This is a genomic window from Aeribacillus sp. FSL K6-2833, from assembly GCF_037965815.1.
Taxonomy (GTDB): Bacteria; Bacillota; Bacilli; order Bacillales; family Aeribacillaceae; genus Aeribacillus; species Aeribacillus composti.
This window is the reverse complement of sequence record NZ_CP150189.1, coordinates 37,501-57,293: the sequence shown is the minus strand read 5'-3', so window position 1 is coordinate 57,293 and position 19,793 is coordinate 37,501. Positions and strand designations below refer to the sequence as shown.

The following is a 19,793-nucleotide window of genomic DNA, read 5'->3' as shown; positions in this document are numbered from 1 at the left end:
TACTACTATTGGTTTCCCATCATCACAAAGTCTAAACATGCTAATGAAAGAAATAATCAACTCACAACTCGCAAGGAAGATCCCTATAATATTATAATCTGCTAAAATCGTTTAAAAGTCAAAGACAAAATATTAGTCAAAAAGCACGCTGACCGATTGTTTTTCATGAACACGGATGATCGCTTCACTTAGCAATGGAGCGACAGAAAGCTGAATCAGCTTTTCAATTTTTTTCTCTTCCGGCAAAGCGATTGAATTCGTTACGACTAACTCTTTAATCTTCGAGTTTTGAATTCGTTCTATCGCAGGTCCAGACAACACCGGATGTGTACAGCAGGCATAAACTTCCCTTGCCCCATGCTCTACTAGAGCATTTGCCGCAAGCGTAATCGTTCCTGCTGTATCGATGATATCATCAATTAAAATGGCTGTTTTGCCTTCGACATTCCCAACAATGTTCATAACTTCAACCATATTTGGCTTAGGACGGCGCTTATCGATTATGGCAATTGGCGCCTTCAGCCGATCTGCCATTTTTCGTGTTCTCGTCACACCGCCATGATCAGGAGAAACAATGACAATATCATCAAAGCGTTTTTCCAAGAAATAATCTGCTAAAATCGGCACTCCCATTAAGTGATCGATAGGAATGTCAAAGAAACCTTGGATTTGCGGAGCATGCAAATCAAGAGTAATCATCCTTGTCGCGCCTGCAGTTTCCAATAAATTCGCAACAAGCTTAGCAGTAATAGGTTCTCTTGCACGTGCTTTCCGATCCTGCCGCGCATAACCATAGTATGGCATAACAATATTAATGGTTTTGGCAGATGCACGTTTAAGCGCATCAATCATAATGAGCAATTCCATTAAATGCTCATTGACTGGATCACTTGTCGATTGGATCACGTATACATCGCAGCCGCGAATGCTTTCTTCAATATTAATTTGAATCTCCCCGTCACTAAATCTCGTAACCGAACTTTTTCCCAAATCGACTCCTACTATATCCGCGATCTCCCTGGCAAGGGCTGCGTTTGAGTTTAAAGAAAAGATTTTTAAATTTTCGTCTTTATAACGATTTTTTGTCATTGTAAAGGGACCCTCCAAATTACGATTTTTTACCATTCATTTTTTCGATGACGTATCTCTCTTTATTCACTTGACGAGCCCTTGCGATCGATAATGCGCTGCCAGGGACGTCATCTGTAATAGTTGATCCGGCTGCTACATATGCTCCTTCGCCAATCGTAACCGGCGCAATAAGGTTTGAATTACATCCAATAAAGGCTCCGTCTTCGATTTTCGTTAAATATTTATTTTTCCCGTCATAGTTAACTGTTATCGAACCGCAGCCAAGATTCACCCCATTCCCAACTTCTGCATCTCCAATATAGCTTAAATGGGATGCTTTCGATTCTTTTCCAATTTTAGATTTTTTGACTTCGACAAAATTCCCAATTTTTACTCCATCGTCAATAACGGAGGCTGGGCGAATGTGTGCGAACGGACCGATGTTAACCTGATTTCCGATCTGACTGTCATGAACAACAGAATGACGGATGTTCGTATTATGGCCAATTTGGCAATCTTTAATTTCGGAGTTGGGACCGATTTCACATTCCTCTCCGATGACCGTTTTACCGATAATGACTGTACCCGGATAAATGACAGTATCTTGTCCGATCTCTGCATCTACTGATATATATGTATTATCAGGATCGACAATTGTAACTCCGTTTTTCATATGCTTTTGATTGATTCGCCTTTTCATAATAAGCTCCGCTTGCGAAAGCGCTATGCGGTCGTTTACCCCTAACGTTTCTTCAAAAGAATCTGTTTGAAACGCTGAAATGATTTCGCCTTTTTCCTTCAAAATCTCAATTACATCCGGCAAATAATATTCGCCTTGCGCATTGTCATTATTGACATGCTTTAAAGCTTCAAATAAGGAAGCGTTATCAAAGCAATAAGTTCCCGTATTAATTTCTGTCACAAGACGTTCACTTTCTGTAGCATCTTTATGCTCAACTATTTTTTCAACCAGCCCTTCTTCATTGCGGATCACTCGTCCATATCCAGTCGGATCATCCGCTTCTGCTGTCAGAATGGTGGCTTTTGCTTTCGTTTCCAGATGATGCTTTAACAATTTTTCAAACGTCTCGCTGGTGATCAGCGGCGTATCGCCACAAACAACAATTGTCGTTCCTTCTTTCCCCTCAAGATATTGAGCCGCCTGCAAAACAGCGTGAGCAGTTCCAAGCTGCTGCTCCTGCAAAACATACAATGTCTGTTCGCCGAGCTCTGATTTTACTTTTTCCGCACCATGACCGACGACGGTAATGATTTCGTCAACTTGAAGCTTGGAAACATTGTCTATCACATGCTGTACCATAGGTTTACCGCAAACAGGATGCAGCACTTTATAGAGCTTTGATTTCATTCTTGTTCCTTGCCCGGCTGCTAAGATGACTGCAAAACATTTCTCCATTTATAGGCCTCCAATACCCTTTTTATCCATAAAAATCTTATCTTAAATAATGTTCTATTTCAAGAAATCTTGTGTGATTCCGTAAATTTCCGTTTCACTCTATTTTTCTCGAAAAAGGTACAGAAATAGGATAGGAATTTTATTAAAAATCTACGAGGAAGCCCTAAATTTTATGCTTCTTCCCTCTTCTCTAAAGGCCGGTTTTGATACTTTGACGAAAAAACAAGAAGGAAAAGAACGCCTGATTGGAGGCCTTAACACAAAAAAAAATTCATTTCAGCAGAACAACATTGCCTAAAGTTTTTTTGATTCATTCGATTGCTTCCTTTCGATGAACCAGATTTTCTGACGGTGGCTGAACGTAGAAGGTTATACTTGGATGCATTGTTGTTCAACGAAGTTGATTTACGATTTACAGCTCTGCATTTCTTCGTTTTTTCAAATGCCGATGTATGAACATTAATTTTTGAAACAAATACCATTTCCTATACAACCATCAGACTTGATGATCAATAGCTGCATAACAATTGAGTATGTAAGAAAAACAAAGGAGGCCATCTATTCTTTTGCAAACGTTTACTAAATCGTATTAGTGAACAGATCCTTTAAAAAAGAAAGGGTCTTAAGCTGAATGCTTTAAGCCCCTTCTTTTACATCATATTTTTATGAAGCCCCTGCTTCTTCATATTCAAAATCTTCCGTCTCACCTAAACGGTGATATTCAGCTAGAACAGCGTCTTGAATTTTACCGCGAGTATTTGAATTAATAGGATGTGCAATGTCTCGAAACTCTCCATCCGGTGTACGTTTACTAGGCATTGCTACAAAAAGGCCGTTATTTCCGTCAATTACACGTATATCGTGGACGACAAATTCATTATCCAATGTTATGGACGCAATCGCTCTCATCCGACCTTCTGTATTGACGCGGCGCAATCTTACATCTGTCACTTCCATCCTGTTCACCACCTTTTTCTTCGCAAAAACTTTAGTAACCATAATTCAACAATTCAACGGATTTTTAAATTTTCCTTCTTTTCACACAAAAAATTTTTGGGAAAAATAAAAAAATAAAAAAGGATCCGATTCGCAAAACGGATCCTGAACAATCAACCTTTTATTTAACTAAAGCAATCACTTCAATTTCAACGAGGACATCTTTCGGAAGTCTTGCAACTTCCACACATGACCGAGCAGGCTTATGCGTTTGAAAATATTCCCCATATACTTCATTAAAAGCAGCAAAATCGTTCATATCTTTTAAAAATGCGGTTACTTTGACAACAGTTTCCAACGAAGCGCCTGCTTCTTCCAATACACCCTTTAAATTCGCGAAAACTTGGTGAGTCTGTTCTTTAATATCTCCTTGTACCAAGTTTCCTTCAGGGGTTAAAGGAATTTGTCCAGAGCTATAAAACATGTTATTCACAATAATTCCTTGAGAGTATGGTCCGATTGCAGCCGGAGCCTTTTTTGTTGAAACGACTTTCATTTTGAAACACTCCCTTACGATTCATTATTTTTATGCTAGAGGAAATCGAAATAATTTCCTTTACTAACTTGTATGGATCGTTCCTTTTCATTCATATCGGAAAGTTTTAAAATGGAAATATATTCATTTACAAGCCGTTCATCCACGCTTTCTGATTCCACAAGAACCCCAATTCCTGAAACGTTTGCGCCAAATTCAGACAGCATGCTGATCATGCCGTTGATCGTTCCTCCGGCCTTCATAAAGTCGTCAACAATTAACACATTCGATCCTTCTTTTAAGCTCCTCTTTGCAAGCGTCATAGTTTGGATTCTTTTCGAAGAGCCTGAAACATAATTAATGCTTACCATCGGCCCTTCTGTCACTTTATTGTCACGGCGAACGATGACAAAGGGAACATCCAAATAGCTGGCAACTGCATAAGCAATTGGGATTCCTTTCGTAGCTACAGTCATGACGACATCAATTGTACGATTCGCAAAAACCGAAGCAAATAAACGCCCGATTTGATTCATCATTTTTGGATTTCCCAGTAAATCTGTTAAATATAAATAACCTCCAGGCAAAAGCCGGCTGGGGTCTGAGACTTTCTCGCACAGTCTTTGAATAATTCCATTTGCTTCGTCCCTCGTCACCTTCGGAATAAATTTGACACCGCCAGCTGCGCCTGGGGTTGTGATTAAAGTTCCGATCCCTTGTTGCTCAAAGGTTTGCTTTATGATCACTAAATCCTCGCTAATGGAGGATTTAGCTGATTCGTACCGTTCAGAGAAAAAAGTTAATGGGATGAGCGCATGTGGATGATGAAGCAAATAGTGTGTCATATCGACAAGTCTCCCACTGCGTCTAAATTTCATAGACGAACCTCCAAATTCCGAATGTTTTTAAAGTAAATATAACTTAATATTCGCATTTAATCAAGGGCTATCCGATCCCCAAGCATTCTGACTGCATACACTTGATCGCAAAATCCCCTCAAGCCGTTATAAACACGATGAAGCCTCGACTCGTGTTGAACAAGTCCATATACTGTCGGTCCGCTTCCGCTCATTAAAACAGCATCAGCTCCAAAACGTTTCATTTGTTCTTTAATCAAAGCAACTTCCGGATACATCTTCATTGTGACCGACTCAAGGACATTTCCAAGCTTCGCACAGATTTCTTGATAATTTTGATCCTTTATCGCTTTGACCATTCCACTAACATCAGGATGCTCAATGTCATTTATCTTTAAATGTCGGTAAATTTCAGCAGTGGACACACCGATATCAGGCTTCGCCAACACGACCCAGCAATGCGGAGGAGGATCAATCAGCTCAATTTTTTCGCCTCTTCCGGTCGCCACAGCTGTGCCTCCGTAAACACAAAAAGAAACATCTGAACCAATTTCTGCTCCAAGTTTCGCAAGATCATCAAGGGAAAGATCCAAATTCCATAGTTTATTTAATCCCCTTAACGTTGCTGCTGCATCACTGCTCCCTCCTGCAAGGCCCGCAGCAACAGGGATGCACTTTGAAATCGTGATTGCCACACCCTTTTGAATCCCGAAACGGTCCTTTAAAAGCTGTGCCGCTTGGTAAGCTAAATTCCGATCATCATCTGGCACAAATCGATTATGCGATATGATACGTATTTTATTTTCATCAAGAAGCTTCAGCTCGATTCGATCAGCTAGATCTATGGTCGTCATGACCATATTCACTTCATGGTATCCGTCAGATCTTTTATGTAAAACATCTAAAGATAAATTAATTTTTGCCGGAGCTTTTTCCAATACTCGCAAATACATTCACCTACTTTTTCGTTCTGACAAAATGTATTCACATTGTACCATAAATAGGGATATAATAGCATAATTCGACAAAATCCGTCCATTGAAAACACAAAAAAATGCCGGCCCAAACTATGAGCCGGCCACCCGAATGTCTGCTTTTAAAAAGTTTTGCCGTTTTGCTTAGCCAATTGCTCTTCTGCAATCTCGATCGCCCGTTTTACCATGTTTCCGGCATCACGAGCCCGAATGGCTCCCCATCCTTCATTTTTGACCGTTTCATAAAAGCCCAATTCCTTAGCCAATTCATACTTAAAGCTTTCTGACATAATGCCTCGGCGTCTAGCCATTCTTTGACTCCCCCTTAAATAAAAACAGACATTCCCGCGGATTTTATCCGCTTACTGTTAGTTTCAAGCGAAAAGCTTGATTTATGCTTTTAAAAAAATGCCAGAGAAAAAAATAAAAGCAGCAAACAAATTTCGTTTACTGCCCGCCCATTGCAACATTGTTGTTTTCATCTATAAAAGTAATTTGGACTGTTTCCGTTAACACATCTGCATAGCTGTATGAAACGCGTTCAAAAGCATTTTCTTCCTGGTCAAGTTCAATCACAAAAACCGATGGATACGTCTCGGCTAAAACGCCTGAACGTTCAATTGTTTTTCTACGTCCGCCATTCGCTTTTAATGTTAATCGACGGCCTAGATTAGAATCGAGAGCTTGTTTAATATCGGATAACGTTTTTGCCATTGGAACCACCTCACAAAGTTCATTATACACAGAATCGACTAATAAGTCAAATAAATTTTTTATTATAACAGCCTTTAAACATCTGTGTCAACGTTTTCTTTTCAACAAATTTCTCTAATACTTGTCATAGTTTTCCCGTTTTTGCAAAAATTATATGGATTTATCCAAAAAAAAAGCAGTCCAAACGTTTATTCGTTTTGACCTGCTTCCTCAATATATCGGTTAAATGGTAAACCTGACCGCATGACGCCCTTTGTTTCAATGCCTCCTAATCCTTTTTCCCGCGACAAGGTGTTTCGAAGTACATCCCAAACATTAATTCGTTCAACAAAAGGAGTAAAGCTGATTTTAGAAACAATATACACAGGATCTAAAGCATGAATGTTCACTCTTGACGGTGAACTTGCAAAATTAGCCCCAGCTCTTATTAATGACTCAAAATGAGATTGGCATGCACCGGCAAAAATAATCAGCTGATCAAGCCCGGGAATTTTTTTCCGTGCCTTCCTGACCGTTTTAATAAAATCCTTCGAGTGTCGGTAAGCATTCAAATCCAATATTGTCCCTTTATGCTTCGAATAAGAATCATGTCCAGTAATGACAAGTATATCCGGCCGATATTTTTCTAAAAGCTCATCAATATGATCAGCCATTTCGTTTTCTTTTAAATGTATGCCGTGAACAGGAACACCAATTTTTTCGTATAAATTTAAACATTTTTCCAAATAATTGGGGTCGCCATCTACATGTAATACTCTGCCTGGAATATGAAAACATTCATTTTGATATTCAAATTCGGACGAAGCGTAAAATTCTTGTTTTTCACGAGATAGATCATAATCTTGCTTCAGGAGATAAAGCGTATTTTCTATTTTTTCCCTTTCTTGTTTTTCACGTATTTTTTGTTCTTCTTTATTCATGATGACTAAGTCGTCATACGGGGCATCAGCAATTAAACGGACGTCCTGTCCTGAAATAAGGGCAATCAGACGGCCAGTATGATCCTTTTTTATTTCTAAGATCCGAAAAAGCAAATCGCACTGATAAGACTTTCTGGCCACTATCATCCCCGGCTTTATTAGCATAATGTTCACTCCGAACGGGAATAGTTTTCTTTTCTTCTTTAACGTATGTCTTGCTTTTCAAAATGGTGATTTACCCTATTTAAATATTTCGTAAAGTCTGTCGCTCAATAAAGCAAATTCTTCAATGGTCAATGATTCCCCCCTGCGCTTTCCATCGATTCCTGCTGATGTCAAACATTCTTCAATTATGTTTTTATTCGCCTTCCCATTGGGTAAGTTGTTGAGTAAATTGTTCAATAACGTTTTTCTTCTTTGAGCAAAACTTGCTTTTACTACTTGAAAGAAAAATGCTTCATTTTTGACATGAATAAGCGGTTCTGGACGCAAATCGAGGCGAATGACAGACGAATCCACGTTTGGCTGAGGGATGAATACTGTCTTCGGCACCGACATAACCGTTTTCGCTTCAGTGTAATATTGGACGGCAATGGATAATGAGCCGTAATCTTTTGTTGACGGTTTGGCTGTCATTCGTTCTGCCACCTCTTTTTGAAGCATGACGACGATCGATTTTAGTGGCAAACGGTTTTCCAAAAGCTTCATAATGATCGGCGTGGTGATATAGTATGGCAAATTGGCGACTACCATGACTTCACGGCAATTGTTCAATTTTTTTTCAATGATTTCGTGGAGATTTGTCTTTAATACATCTTGATAAATGATTTCGATATTTGAATATGGAGCTAAATTTTCTTCAAGAATCGGAAGCAGTCTGCCATCGACTTCAAAGGCAACAACTTTCTTAGCATTTTTTGCTAATTGTTCTGTTAATGCGCCGATCCCTGGGCCTATTTCGATGACTCCTGTTTCTTCTGTTACACCTGCACGCTCAATCATTCGATGCAATATGTTCGGTTCCACAATAAAGTTTTGCCCTAGGCTTTTTTTAAAAGAAAAGCTGTATTTTTCAAGAATTTGTTTCGTTCGGCTTAACGTTGCTATTTCTTTTTCCATCTGCCTCTTCCTCCTTTAAGATCGCCTCAATTGCCTCCAAAAACGCTTCTTTCGTAATATGAAACATTGCCAAGCGTTTCATTAGCTGTTTTCCGTTAGCATAGCCGATTTTTAGCCGCTCTCCAAGCTTTTCCCTCCGCTTTTTTGCCGTTGGACCGCCAATTAAACCATAAAAAATCAAATCTAACATGGAAATGCTGCTTTTCCATTCGTTCATTTCCTCTCTCACCGAACGCAGCGCTTTCCGAATAGATTCTGCGCTGGCATGTTCAACGCCAATTCCTCTCCCGTTTTTTGCTCTGGCTTCATTGCGTGGCAAAAAGGCATGTTTGCATCCAGGAACATGTTCAGCTATTGTTTTGCGAATTTTTTCTCCCGGAGCGTCAGGATCCGTAAAAATAATAACTCCCCGCGTGTTTTGGGCAAGGCGTATTTGTTCAATAATCGATTGATTAATGGCAGAGCCGTTCGTTTCAATCGTATCGGCGTCCACTGCTCTTTTTATTGCCAGCGTATCATCTTTACCTTCAACGATAATAATTTCTTTTATTTTTTTTTCATTTTTTCCTCCAAAACTTGAAACCTTTTTGTAATATTTGTCGTCAAATTGTATAAAAGGCTACTGATTTTCAATTATAACGTAAAAAAACAGAGGGTCGAAACCCTCTGTCAAAACAGCACTCGATAAAGTTAACGTAAAACCCTTATTTTGACCTTTTTTCGACCCCATTGATATGCTTGAGACTTATTTGGGAAAAATACGTCAATTTTATTTCCGGAAATTGCTGAACCAGTATCGGCGGCAACTGCATATCCGTATCCTTCAACATACACCTTTGATCCGAGCGGAATGACAGACGGATCAACTGCGATTACCTTTGCATTTGGATTTGAGCGCAAATTGTACCCCGTTGCTGTTGTGCCTGAACAGCCATTGCAGGATGCTGTATATGCAGTAGCCGTCACATAAAATTCTTTAGACTTGCTGCCAGTTCCTCTTGAAGCTAGTGCAGGCTGCGAAGAAGCTTTTGTCCCGACAACAACAATTTTATCTTTGCTTTCCTTCGTTGTTACAGTTTTTATAAGCTTACGGGAAATTTCTTTTCCATTTTCCAAAATGACTTCAAACTGTTTTTGGCGTGTTCCTTTTTCGCCTTCTTGAATCACTTTTTTCGTTCCTTCAGCTAAATTTTTATCTGTACGTTGAACGATTTTAAATACAATTGGTTCTTCCACTACATCGGTGACTTTTTCTACTCTGGTAATTTCTACATTTGTGTTTTTATTTAACACTGTTGTTAGCCCAGGCTTTACTTTATCCATTGGATTCAATTTTACGTTATGTTCCTTTAAAAAGTCAGCGACAGTAGTCGAAGTAGACCAAATCTGTTGGTTTTTCCCACCAATATTTAAAGTGATAAGATGCGCTTTATTCACCTTTAGTTCCATGTTTTTTTCAATTTTTGCATCTAATGCTGGTAGAACTTCATCTTTTTCGGTAATGGAAATTTTTTGCTGCCTTAAAACATCTTCTACCGTATCAGCAGTTGTGAAAATCTTCCTTCGCTCATTGTCTACAATCAGCTGGACAGGTTTGGCATATTTTATCACTATATTCATGTTGTCTTGAATGTCCCGATGTTTCGCATGAGAAATATAATCATTAGCTTGTAATTTTATATCTAATTCTTTCAAAAGATCACTGACTTGGTCTGCATGGGTCCTTACTTCCTCTGTTTTCCCATCAATAGTGACTCTAACAGTATCTTTTGTTCCTTCATAGCCCCCATACGTTGCTCCTGTGCCAATTAAACATACACCGACTGCAGAAAGGACATACTTTTTTCTCTTGGAAAGGTTGGATACCATATTTTTCATGTTTTCAATCACGAAAACGCCTCCTTCTCCTCCGTGAGATTATATAGAGTATTTTTAAACCTGTCAACCCTCCTGCACTTTTCTCGTTTTTTGTAACTATTATCTTGAAGTTTGAACAAAAAGTGAAGAAAGACTTCTCGACACGTTTATCCTATGAGGAAAAGAAGACGTGTAGAACTTTTTTGAATCATTCTTTTTTCAGACAAGCTTGTACAAGCTTCGACAGAAATCTTTATCATGAAATGCCGAATAATTTTTTTCCATTTCTGGTTGTAATTTTTGCTATTTCTTCAAAGGTGAGTCCTTTCAGCTCTGCAATTTTTTCTGCGATATATTTGACATAGCTTGGTTCATTCCGTTTGCCACGGAATGGATGAGGGGTTAAATAAGGACAATCGGTTTCAATTAATAATCGGTCCAATGGAATTTCCGCAGCTACTTCTTTTGGTTTTTTTGCATTTTTAAATGTAACAGGACCGCCGAACGAAATATAGAAATTCATGTCCATACATTGCTTGGCAACCTCTAAGCTTCCGGAAAAGCAATGCATGACTCCGCCTACTTCCTTCGCATTTTCCTCTTTTAATATTTGAACAATGTCTGCAGTTGCTTCTCTGTTATGAATAATGATCGGCAGCTGTACTTCCTTTGCTAATGCAATTTGCTTGCGAAACACTTCTTTTTGCACATCCTTAGGTGATTTATCCCAATGATAATCCAGGCCCATTTCACCTAGTGCGACAACTTTCGGATGGCTGGAAAGCTCTCTTAACCAATCTAAATCGTGATCCGTCATATCAATGGCATCAACCGGATGCCAGCCGACAGCTGCATATATAAAGTCATACCTTTCAGAAAGCTCTATAGCCTTTGGAATTGTTTCGCGGTCAAAGCCGACAACAACGATAGTTTCCACTTTTTCTTGAAGTGCCCGGTCAATTACTTCGTTTAAATCCTCCTCAAATTGCACCGCATTTAAATGTGCATGAGTATCAAACAGCATATTTTGACATCCTTTCCAATCATTTTTTCCCTTTTTCGATAAAAGGGAAAGAGGTGTTCCACGTGAAACACCCCAAAAAAACAATCTTCGACAAATTTATTTGATTTTCGTTCCATTCGGTAAATCTGAATCGACGGTAGCAAGCGACAAGGTTCCGTTTTCTTCCCCTGCCAAAATCATTCCTTGCGACAATTCTCCACGCAATTTTACCGGTTTTAAATTTATTGCACAAATAACTTTTTTGCCGATTAATTGTTCAGGCTGATAATATTTAGCAATTCCAGAAACAACTTGGCGTTTTTCAGATCCTAAATCCAACTGAAGTTTTAACAGCTTGTCTGCTTTTTCTACTCTCTCCGCTTGAATAACCTCCGCCACGCGTAAATCCACTTTCATAAAATCATCAATTGTAATTTCATTCTCATCATCTGCTGTTTCTTTTTTAGCCTCAGGTGCCGATCCTTTCATCTGCTCTTTTATATAGTTCACTTCCTGTTCGATATCTAAACGCGGAAACAGCGGCTCTCCTTTTTGCACCCGAACCTCTTCCAGCTGCCCAAACTTATGAATGGATTCCCAATTTTTCAAATGATCGTCCTCTACACCTATTTGCGCAAAAATTTTATCCGGTGTTTTTGTTAAAAATGGTTTTAATAAAACGGCTATATGTCGAAGCGACTCAGCCAAATGATACATGACGGATGCAAGCTGATTTCTTTTTGACTCGTCTTTTGCCAGTACCCAAGGCTCCGTCTCATCAATGTATTTATTTGTCCGGCCAATAAATTTCCATAGAGCTGTCAGCGCAACGGAAAACTCCATTTTATCCATGGCTTCTTCGTACTTTTTAACTGTTTCGGTTCTGAATGAGCGAAGAGCCTCATCGTAAGGCGTTTCATCCGCTTGTTCTTTTTTTACAATGCCGTCAAAATATTTATCGATCATGGCCACCGTTCGGTTTAGTAAGTTTCCTAAGTCATTAGCTAAATCATAGTTAATGCGCTCCACAAAGCCTTCAGGAGTAAATACTCCGTCCGCTCCAAACGGAACTTCACGCAGCAAATAATAGCGCAAAGCATCAAGCCCATAACGGTCAATCAATGTAACTGGATCCACAACATTTCCTTTTGATTTAGACATTTTTCCGTCCTTCATTAACAGCCATCCATGTCCAAACACTTTTTTAGGAAGAGGCAGATCAAGCGCCATGAGCATAATCGGCCAGTATATCGTGTGAAAGCGGACAATCTCTTTCCCTACTAAATGAACATCTGCAGGCCAATATTTTTTAAATTTTTCTTCATTCTCGGTTCCGTAGCCGAGCGCCGTAATATAGTTTGTCAATGCGTCAATCCAAACATAAATAACATGTTTTGGATTACCAGGAACTTTAATGCCCCAGTCAAAAGTCGTCCGGGATACCGCCAAATCTTCCAGCCCAGGCTTTATAAAGTTATTGATCATTTCGTTTTTTCTTGATTCCGGCTGAATAAACTCAGGATTTTCTTCATAAAATTGCAGAAGCCTGTCGACATATTTGCTCATTTTAAAGAAATAAGACTCTTCTTTTACCTTCTCAACAGGGCGGCCGCAATCAGGGCAATTTCCGTCCACTAGCTGTCTTTCTGTAAAAAACGATTCACAAGGCGTACAGTACCATCCTTCATACTCATCTAAATAAATATCTCCCTGCTTTACTAGACGGTCGAAAATTTTTTCTACTACCTTCTTATGTCGCTCTTCAGTCGTTCTTATAAAATCATCATAGGAAATATCTAATTTTTTCCATAATTCTTTAATCCCTGAAACAATATCATCAACATACTTTTTAGGAGATACTCCTTTTTCCTCCGCTTTTCGCTGGATTTTTTGCCCATGCTCGTCAGTTCCCGTTAAATACATGACATCGTAACCGCGAAGGCGTTTATATCTCGACATGGCATCGCCGGCTACCGTTGTATACGCATGACCGATATGTAATTTATCGCTCGGATAGTAAATGGGCGTCGTTAAATAAAATGTTTTTTTTCTGTTTTCCACAATATTAATCCTCCTTTGCCACTACATTACAGAAAAGCTCTCGTCAGTTGGACGAGAGCGACAAAACCAAGCATTGATTACATATTCTATGATACCATCATAGCCTGTTTTATCAAGAAAATATACATAATCTTTCATCATCTTATAAGATTTACACAGTTATTTAAATTGAACAGTATTTCGAATCAAAAGGATTGACGTTTATTGGAAAAACTGTTATTCTATTAATTGACAATCGCAAATGTCGAATAATGGCGAAAAAGGGAGTATATAGGCGATAAATCTTTATTTTACAAATGGGAGGAGACAAATTTTATGAAATCTACTGGAATTGTTCGTAAAGTTGATGAGTTGGGACGCGTAGTTATTCCGATTGAATTGCGCAGAACATTAGGAATTGCTGAAAAAGATGCTTTAGAAATTTATGTGGATGACGACCGCATCATTTTGAAAAAATATAAGCCTAGCATGACTTGTCAAGTAACTGGAGAAGTTTCTGATGATAACTTCCAGCTTGCAGGCGGAAAAATTGTTCTTAGCCGCGAAGGTGCAGAGCAAATTTTAAAAGAAATCCAAACCATTTTGGAATCTTCTAAATAAAAAGTTAAAAGTCCCTACTATTCAGGGACTTTTATTTCAAATGATACTCCTGATACACTTCCCGTTTTGGCAAATTTCGATCCAATGCGGCCAATTTTATCGCTTCTTTTGATGGATAGCCTTTTTCTATATAATGTTCAACATGTTCTTTAATCGTCCATTTACTCCACCATGTTTCTTTGTTATCATCGGGAGTATTTTCTTGACTGCCTTCAATGATTAAACAAAACTCCCCTTTGATTTCATGATTTTCCGCCCAATCTAATAGTTCATCAACTGTCCCCCTCACAAACTCCTCATACATTTTTGTTAACTCTCGAGCAACAGCTATTTTCCTATTGCCAAAAAATTCATGAATATCCTTTAACGTTTCAACGAGTCGATGAGGAGATTCATAAAGGATAATGGTTTCTTTCTTATTTTTTAATTGCTCCAATTGTTTTTTCTTTTCTTTTTTCTTGTGATGTAAAAATCCAAAAAAATAAAAAGGCTGAGACGCAATTCCTGAAGCGATCAATGCCGTTAATGCAGCATTAGCCCCCGGAAGCGGTATAACCGGATAATGATGGTCTAAAACTAGCTGAACAAGCTCACTTCCTGGATCAGAAATGGTTGGCATGCCGGCATCGCTGACAAGTGCAACTTTTTTCCCTTCTTCAATCATTTTCATGATCTGTCTTCCACTCGAATTTTTATTATGTTCATGATAGCTGATGATGTTTGTATCAATATGATAATAATGACATAATTTTTTCGTTTGTCTCGTGTCCTCCGCTGCAATAACGTCACACTCTTTTAACACACGGATTGAACGGAACGTCATATCTTCTAAATTTCCGATCGGCGTCGGCACTAAATATAGTGCGCCCTTCTCTACATCTTCCGCATAGCTTTTTTGCTGCCACATCCCTATTCACCACCATAATTTATACATTCCGCTTTGGTCACATTTTATTTACCCGTACAATATTTTTTGAACTTCATCCGTATAATTGTTTTGATCATCGTAAACGATCAATGGGGGTAGAATTTTTAAATCAGGATTCCCATCTTTTATTCCTTCTACTAATAAAGTATTTGCTTCCTTTCCAAGCTTTGGATATACAAAGCGAATTCTTTTCGGTTCCACTCGATATTTTTTCATGAGTTCGATCATTTCTAAAAATCGACCTGGACGATGGACAAAGGCAACTTTTCCCCCCGGCCTTACCAATTGGCTGCTTACACGTATAGCATCTTCAAGAGTGCATAATATTTCATGCCTTGCAATCGCAAAATATTCGTTTTTATTTAACTCTTCTTGTCCCGGCGTTTTGAAATAAGGGGGATTGCATGTTACAACATCGAACTTCCCATACCCAAGCTGTTTCGGCATGTCCAAAATGTCGCCGTGAATGATCTTTATTTGATGTTCAAGGTGATTATATTGGACAGATCTGACAGCCATATCAAACAGCCGCTTTTGTATTTCCACTCCTGTGATCGTTCCTTTTGTTCTTGTGCTTAATAAAAGTGGAATCACCCCGTTTCCTGTACAAAGGTCAATCAAATTCCCTTTTTGGATCGGGACATACACAAATTTTGCGAGAAGAACTGCATCGAGAGAAAATGCAAAAACTGAAGGACTTTGAATGATGCGCAAATCTTCCGCTAACAAATAATCCAGCCTTTCATCATCGTGCAAATATACCATGTAAATTTCCCTTTCTTGAGATTACTTACTCGTCCTAGTCATAAGAAAAGCCTCCTGAAAAGGAAGCTGCACTTACTTTTTATTTAAAAATGAGAGGCAGAACAGGCAATCTCCATCTTTCCTTACACTGCCATAATGCAGATTACAAATATGAAATCCTTCCTGATAAAGTCTTGCCAGGTTATCATACCCTTCGCCAATATCTATATGTCCAAGCTTTTTTTCCTTCTTCTTAGCGCTTTTCAATTCTTCTTGTTTCAAATTCATTTGATCAAAAGAAGACATTCGTTTGCGCAAGTGGTCGTTTTCCAATTTTAAATGTTGGTTTTCTTCAATTAATTCTCCTATATGCTGCTTTAATTCTCCTAATTGGCGGTACAAATAACCAATTTGTTCCTCCAGCAATGTCACAGCATCAAAAATTTCTTTTTTGTTCACTGGTTTTCCACCTCTAATCTGTGAACTCCATAGAAACAGCATCGTCTTGTATTAATTCTTCCCATGTGTATTCAACGACGCGATCGCGATTGATCAGTTCAACTTGCAGCACACGTTCTAAAATATTTAGTCCGACAACCTTTCCTGTTCCATTCGGAGTTTCTATAGTATCTCCAATATCCGGAAGTTGCTCTTTTGCTGTTTCATATTCATCATTCTCATATTTTAAGCAGCACATTAATCTTCCGCATAACCCCGAAATCTTTGTAGGATTCAAAGACAAATTTTGATCTTTCGCCATCTTAATCGAAACAGGCTCAAAATCCCCTAAAAATGTGGAGCAGCATAGCATTCTTCCACAGGGGCCGATTCCGCCAAGCATTTTCGCTTCGTCTCGCACCCCGATTTGTCGAAGTTCAATTCTCGTTTTAAAAATAGAGGCCAAATCTTTTACAAGCTCGCGAAAATCAATACGCCCGTCAGCAGTAAAGTAAAAAATGACTTTGTTGCGGTCAAATGTATACTCTACATCGACAAGCTTCATCTCTAAACCGTGTTCTTCTACTTTTTTTAAACAAATATCCATCGCTTCTTTTGCTGCCCTGTTGTTTTCTTGGACAATCATCCGATCCTTTTCATCAGCTTTCCGAATGACTTTCTTTAATGGAAGCACAATATCATGCTCTTCCACTTGTTTTTTGCTGACTACTACTTTTCCATATTCAATCCCTCTGATTGTTTCAACAATGACATAATCATCAAGCTGTATATCAAAACCATTTGGATCAAAATAATAAATTTTTCCCGCCTTTTTAAAGCGAACTCCTACAACATCATACAAGCTTATCCCTCCTGCAATGTTAAAACCAAATCTTCCATAAGAAGCTGCGGATTAACATTGAAATTTAACCGTTTTTTTGCATTCAAAATGGAGACGATTTGGTGTAAAACAGTTCGTTGGCCAAGCTTTAGCCCTTGCTGTTTTAACATTGGCAATATATCTAAATAAACAACGTCATCTTCATTTCCGATTTGAATTGATAATAAATCTTTATATAAAAATAGGAGAAAATCCAGTCCCATTTCCATTTGCTCTTTATCTGCAAAAAAAGGCACCCAATGATTATGAATAAAAAGCAATGCATGGTCGGGACGGGAGTCCAATACTTCATATAATTTTATCACTTTGGTTCTTGCTTCCGCAAACCAATCGTCACGGCTAAGTGAAAATGCTTCTTCAATATTATTGGTAACTTGACTGACGAGGGCAGCTATATGACTTGGAGTTCCTTTTTTCTCAAGTTCCTGCTGAATCATTTTTGGGGGAATGGGTTGGAAGGTTAATATTTGGCATCTAGAAAGAATTGTCGGCAACACTCGATGAACTTGATTTGTTATTAATATTGCCATTGTTCCTTCCGTCGGTTCCTCCAAAAATTTCAATAAACTGTTGGCCGCATTGACAGTCATCTGGTCGCATCCAGATATGATATAAAGCTTCCGGTTCGATTCAACGCCCGTTTTTGCAAATTCCTTCTGCAATGCTTCTATTTGTTCTTTTTTGATTGATAAGCCATCAGGCTCTATAAAGTGAAGATCAGGATGATTTCCGCTCTCAACTCTCTTGCAGTTTGAACATTGTCCGCACGGTTTATAATTTTTCTCCAAATGCTCGCAAAAATAACTTTTTGCAGTTAAAAAAGCAGCATCCTTTTTTCCTGTGCCCTTTTTCCCTTGAAATAAATAGGCGTGGGCCAATCTATTTTTCTTAAAAGAATTTTGTATTATTTTCAATACTTTTGGCTGAAGCTTTTCGAGTTCTTCCCATGTTTTCATTTATTGTACCACTCACTTACGTATATAAATTCACGATCAGCCCTTTTATTTCCCCTATTTTCCCTAAAATGTTTACGGCATCTTTTTCTTTATTTAAAATTTCTTCGGTCAATTCCACCAGCTTTTGGTCAATTTGGGAAACGATTTTTAAATTCCGTCTGTTCCCATAAAAATCCCAGCTCTTTGATTCTTTGACACCCATTCCGAATTCAATCGTTTCACGAATAAGCCGCTTTACTAATCTTTTAAACTTAGACAAATCATACATATTTCTCGATTTACTTAGACGTTCTCCGGCTTCCTCCAGTTCATTTAAAAGCTGTTTCCATTGTTCTTCATGGAGCTTGGATTCATGCTTTTCAACCATTTGAGAAAATATTTTAGATCTGTTTTGTGTTCCGTTCTGTTCAATTGTTTGTTTAGGCAGTATTGTTCTTAAATCTTCATTTACTTTCATTTGCTCTCACCTTTAAAATTGATGAAATTGTTCAACTGGAAGGACAAAAACAGTTGCACCGCCAACCTCAATTTCAAGCGGATAGGGAACGTAAGAGTCGGTATTCCCGCCTATCGGTGAAACTGGAGCAACAAGCTGTTGGCGAGATTGGCAGTTCGTTTTAATGATATCGAGCGCTTTTTGCACACGAATGTCTTCTGTTCCAATAATAAAAGTAGTGTTGCCGGACTTTAAAAATCCCCCGGTGCTTGCAAGCTTTGTCACACGAAAGTTATGTTCCGTCAGGGCTTTTAATAAGCGGTTGCTATCTTGATCCTGGACAACAGCCATAATCAATTTCATACGGAAAAGCCTCCTTATTAATAAAAACGGAAAAGCAGGACATCTTGCCAGGACATTTTGCAGCGAATATCAATTTTTCTTCATTATATCAAGCTTGAGAACGATATGACTACAATGTTTCCTTCCAAAATAAGTCCAATGCACTCTCCGCTTCAAAAAAAACTTTTTCTAAAGGCTGATCTGCATTGATCACTTTTATTCTATTCGGAAACATTTCAATGATTTTCTTGTATCCTTCATAAACCTTTTGATGGAAATCCAATTTTTCCAAGTCAAGTCGATTGATTTCTCGATTTTGATTGCTAGTTATTCTTGCTAATCCTTTTTCCGGCAAAATATCAAAAAACAGCGTAAGATTGGGCATCATGCCGGTTATTGCAAATTGATTTATTTCAAGCACCTCTTGAATCCCGAGACCTCTTGCATACCCTTGATAGGCTAAAGAACTGTCAACGAATCGATCGCAAAGTACAATTTTTCCTTTATGAAGAGCGGGAATTACTTTTTCGACTAAATGCTGTCTTCTCGCGGCAGCATAAAGAAGCGCCTCGGTCCTTGCATCCATCTCTGTATGTTCTTTATGAAGAATAATTTCCCGAATTTTCTCGCTGATGACAATACCGCCTGGCTCGCGCGTCACGACAACGTCTTTTCCTTCTTTTTCTAACTTTTTTTCAAGCTTTTTAATAATTGTCGTTTTCCCCGCTCCTTCAGGTCCTTCAAACGTAATAAAAATTCCTTTCATTAAGATCACCTTTTCCTGAAAATAGAAATAAGGCCTTCTGCTAATTTCTTTCCTCCTTGAAAATTAGCACGCAGCTTCATTAACCTTTTCAACGCTTCAATTTGATTTTTTGTAATTTTTTCTCCCCTCATCAAAAGCGGTATTCCCGGCGGATAAGGAATAATCATTTCAGCAGAGATCTCTCCTATCGCTTCTTCTAATGATACAAATGTTTTTGT

At 38.5% G+C, this 19,793-nt stretch carries 24 protein-coding genes (1 of these 24 running past the window's edge); 1 reads left to right on the top strand and 23 read right to left on the bottom strand.

Annotated features, from left to right (window positions below):
• Positions 1-132: 132 nt before the first annotated feature.
• The 14 genes from NSQ94_RS00280 to metG all read right to left on the bottom strand — a co-directional run bounded on the left by NSQ94_RS00280 (position 133) and on the right by metG (position 13,464).
• Complete coding sequence (locus tag NSQ94_RS00280; RefSeq protein WP_063387580.1) at positions 133-1,089, bottom strand: ribose-phosphate diphosphokinase; 957 nt, start codon at positions 1,087-1,089, stop codon at positions 133-135.
• Between the two features lie 19 nt (positions 1,090-1,108).
• Positions 1,109-2,488 carry a bifunctional UDP-N-acetylglucosamine diphosphorylase/glucosamine-1-phosphate N-acetyltransferase GlmU gene (gene glmU, locus NSQ94_RS00275; RefSeq protein ID WP_063387581.1) on the bottom strand — a complete coding sequence of 460 codons (1,380 nt, stop codon included), beginning with the start codon at positions 2,486-2,488 and terminating at the stop codon, positions 1,109-1,111.
• 663 nt (positions 2,489-3,151) lie between these two features.
• Positions 3,152-3,445, bottom strand: coding sequence for a septation regulator SpoVG (gene spoVG / locus NSQ94_RS00270; protein ID WP_063387582.1), 294 nt, complete (start codon positions 3,443-3,445; stop codon positions 3,152-3,154).
• 160 nt (positions 3,446-3,605) lie between these two features.
• Positions 3,606-3,980, bottom strand: a complete 375-nt coding sequence (gene ridA / locus NSQ94_RS00265) for a 2-iminobutanoate/2-iminopropanoate deaminase (protein WP_063387583.1) — start codon at positions 3,978-3,980, stop codon at positions 3,606-3,608.
• Positions 3,981-4,015: 35 nt separating this feature from the next.
• The gene (purR, locus tag NSQ94_RS00260; protein WP_063387584.1) at positions 4,016-4,837 is read right to left on the bottom strand and encodes a pur operon repressor; all 822 of its coding nucleotides are present in this window, start codon (positions 4,835-4,837) and stop codon (positions 4,016-4,018) included.
• Between the two features lie 56 nt (positions 4,838-4,893).
• Positions 4,894-5,763: a 4-(cytidine 5'-diphospho)-2-C-methyl-D-erythritol kinase gene (ispE, locus tag NSQ94_RS00255; RefSeq protein ID WP_063387585.1), complete on the bottom strand. Its 870-nt coding sequence runs from the start codon at positions 5,761-5,763 to the stop codon at positions 4,894-4,896.
• A 149-nt stretch (positions 5,764-5,912) separates the two neighbouring features.
• Positions 5,913-6,101, bottom strand: a complete 189-nt coding sequence (locus tag NSQ94_RS00250; RefSeq protein WP_063387586.1) for a small, acid-soluble spore protein, alpha/beta type — start codon at positions 6,099-6,101, stop codon at positions 5,913-5,915.
• Between the two features lie 136 nt (positions 6,102-6,237).
• Positions 6,238-6,504 carry a Veg family protein gene (locus tag NSQ94_RS00245; RefSeq protein WP_063387587.1) on the bottom strand — a complete coding sequence of 89 codons (267 nt, stop codon included), beginning with the start codon at positions 6,502-6,504 and terminating at the stop codon, positions 6,238-6,240.
• Between the two features lie 188 nt (positions 6,505-6,692).
• On the bottom strand, positions 6,693-7,589 hold the full coding sequence (gene yabG / locus NSQ94_RS00240) for a sporulation peptidase YabG (RefSeq protein WP_063387588.1): 897 nt from the start codon (positions 7,587-7,589) through the stop codon (positions 6,693-6,695).
• A gap of 75 nt (positions 7,590-7,664) precedes the next feature.
• A complete protein-coding gene (gene rsmA, locus NSQ94_RS00235; protein WP_066247210.1) occupies positions 7,665-8,543 on the bottom strand; it encodes a 16S rRNA (adenine(1518)-N(6)/adenine(1519)-N(6))-dimethyltransferase RsmA in 879 nt (292 codons plus the stop codon).
• On the bottom strand, positions 8,497-9,036 hold the full coding sequence (gene rnmV, locus NSQ94_RS00230) for a ribonuclease M5 (RefSeq protein ID WP_339193742.1): 540 nt from the start codon (positions 9,034-9,036) through the stop codon (positions 8,497-8,499). The genes rsmA and rnmV overlap by 47 nt, the downstream gene beginning before the upstream one ends.
• A 197-nt stretch (positions 9,037-9,233) precedes the next feature.
• Entirely contained in the window at positions 9,234-10,433 is a 1,200-nt protein-coding gene (locus tag NSQ94_RS00225; protein WP_232515628.1) for a G5 and 3D domain-containing protein, read from the bottom strand.
• Between the two features lie 223 nt (positions 10,434-10,656).
• Positions 10,657-11,424 carry a TatD family hydrolase gene (locus tag NSQ94_RS00220; RefSeq protein ID WP_063387590.1) on the bottom strand — a complete coding sequence of 256 codons (768 nt, stop codon included), beginning with the start codon at positions 11,422-11,424 and terminating at the stop codon, positions 10,657-10,659.
• 96 nt (positions 11,425-11,520) lie between these two features.
• Positions 11,521-13,464 (bottom strand): methionine--tRNA ligase, encoded by a 1,944-nt coding sequence (gene metG, locus NSQ94_RS00215; protein WP_066247207.1) that lies wholly within the window; start codon positions 13,462-13,464, stop codon positions 11,521-11,523.
• Positions 13,465-13,779: 315 nt separating this feature from the next.
• On the opposite strand from metG, the gene NSQ94_RS00210 reads away from it, so the two are divergent.
• Entirely contained in the window at positions 13,780-14,064 is a 285-nt protein-coding gene (locus NSQ94_RS00210; RefSeq protein ID WP_063387592.1) for an AbrB/MazE/SpoVT family DNA-binding domain-containing protein, read from the top strand.
• A gap of 31 nt (positions 14,065-14,095) precedes the next feature.
• On the opposite strand, the gene rsmI is transcribed toward NSQ94_RS00210, so the two are convergent.
• From rsmI to NSQ94_RS00165, 9 genes are all read right to left on the bottom strand, one after another.
• Positions 14,096-14,971, bottom strand: coding sequence for a 16S rRNA (cytidine(1402)-2'-O)-methyltransferase (gene rsmI / locus NSQ94_RS00205; RefSeq protein WP_339229856.1), 876 nt, complete (start codon positions 14,969-14,971; stop codon positions 14,096-14,098).
• A 48-nt stretch (positions 14,972-15,019) separates the two neighbouring features.
• Complete coding sequence (locus NSQ94_RS00200; protein ID WP_066247199.1) at positions 15,020-15,757, bottom strand: tRNA1(Val) (adenine(37)-N6)-methyltransferase; 738 nt, start codon at positions 15,755-15,757, stop codon at positions 15,020-15,022.
• Between the two features lie 72 nt (positions 15,758-15,829).
• Positions 15,830-16,195: a DNA replication initiation control protein YabA gene (gene yabA, locus NSQ94_RS00195; protein WP_063387595.1), complete on the bottom strand. Its 366-nt coding sequence runs from the start codon at positions 16,193-16,195 to the stop codon at positions 15,830-15,832.
• A gap of 13 nt (positions 16,196-16,208) precedes the next feature.
• The gene (locus NSQ94_RS00190; protein WP_063387596.1) at positions 16,209-17,036 is read right to left on the bottom strand and encodes a stage 0 sporulation family protein; all 828 of its coding nucleotides are present in this window, start codon (positions 17,034-17,036) and stop codon (positions 16,209-16,211) included.
• Between the two features lie 2 nt (positions 17,037-17,038).
• A complete protein-coding gene (holB, locus tag NSQ94_RS00185) occupies positions 17,039-18,031 on the bottom strand; it encodes a DNA polymerase III subunit delta' (RefSeq protein WP_063387597.1) in 993 nt (330 codons plus the stop codon).
• Between the two features lie 16 nt (positions 18,032-18,047).
• Complete coding sequence (locus tag NSQ94_RS00180; RefSeq protein WP_327848307.1) at positions 18,048-18,488, bottom strand: YaaR family protein; 441 nt, start codon at positions 18,486-18,488, stop codon at positions 18,048-18,050.
• Positions 18,489-18,500: 12 nt separating this feature from the next.
• Entirely contained in the window at positions 18,501-18,830 is a 330-nt protein-coding gene (locus tag NSQ94_RS00175) for a cyclic-di-AMP receptor (protein ID WP_063387599.1), read from the bottom strand.
• A gap of 109 nt (positions 18,831-18,939) precedes the next feature.
• Positions 18,940-19,575, bottom strand: a complete 636-nt coding sequence (gene tmk, locus NSQ94_RS00170; RefSeq protein WP_063387600.1) for a dTMP kinase — start codon at positions 19,573-19,575, stop codon at positions 18,940-18,942.
• A gap of 5 nt (positions 19,576-19,580) precedes the next feature.
• On the bottom strand, positions 19,581-19,793 hold the 3' portion of the coding sequence (locus NSQ94_RS00165; RefSeq protein WP_063387601.1) for an aminotransferase class I/II-fold pyridoxal phosphate-dependent enzyme. Its footprint extends 1,227 nt past the window's final position; 213 of the gene's 1,440 nt are visible here — the last part of the coding sequence; the start codon falls outside the window, past its right edge; the stop codon is at positions 19,581-19,583.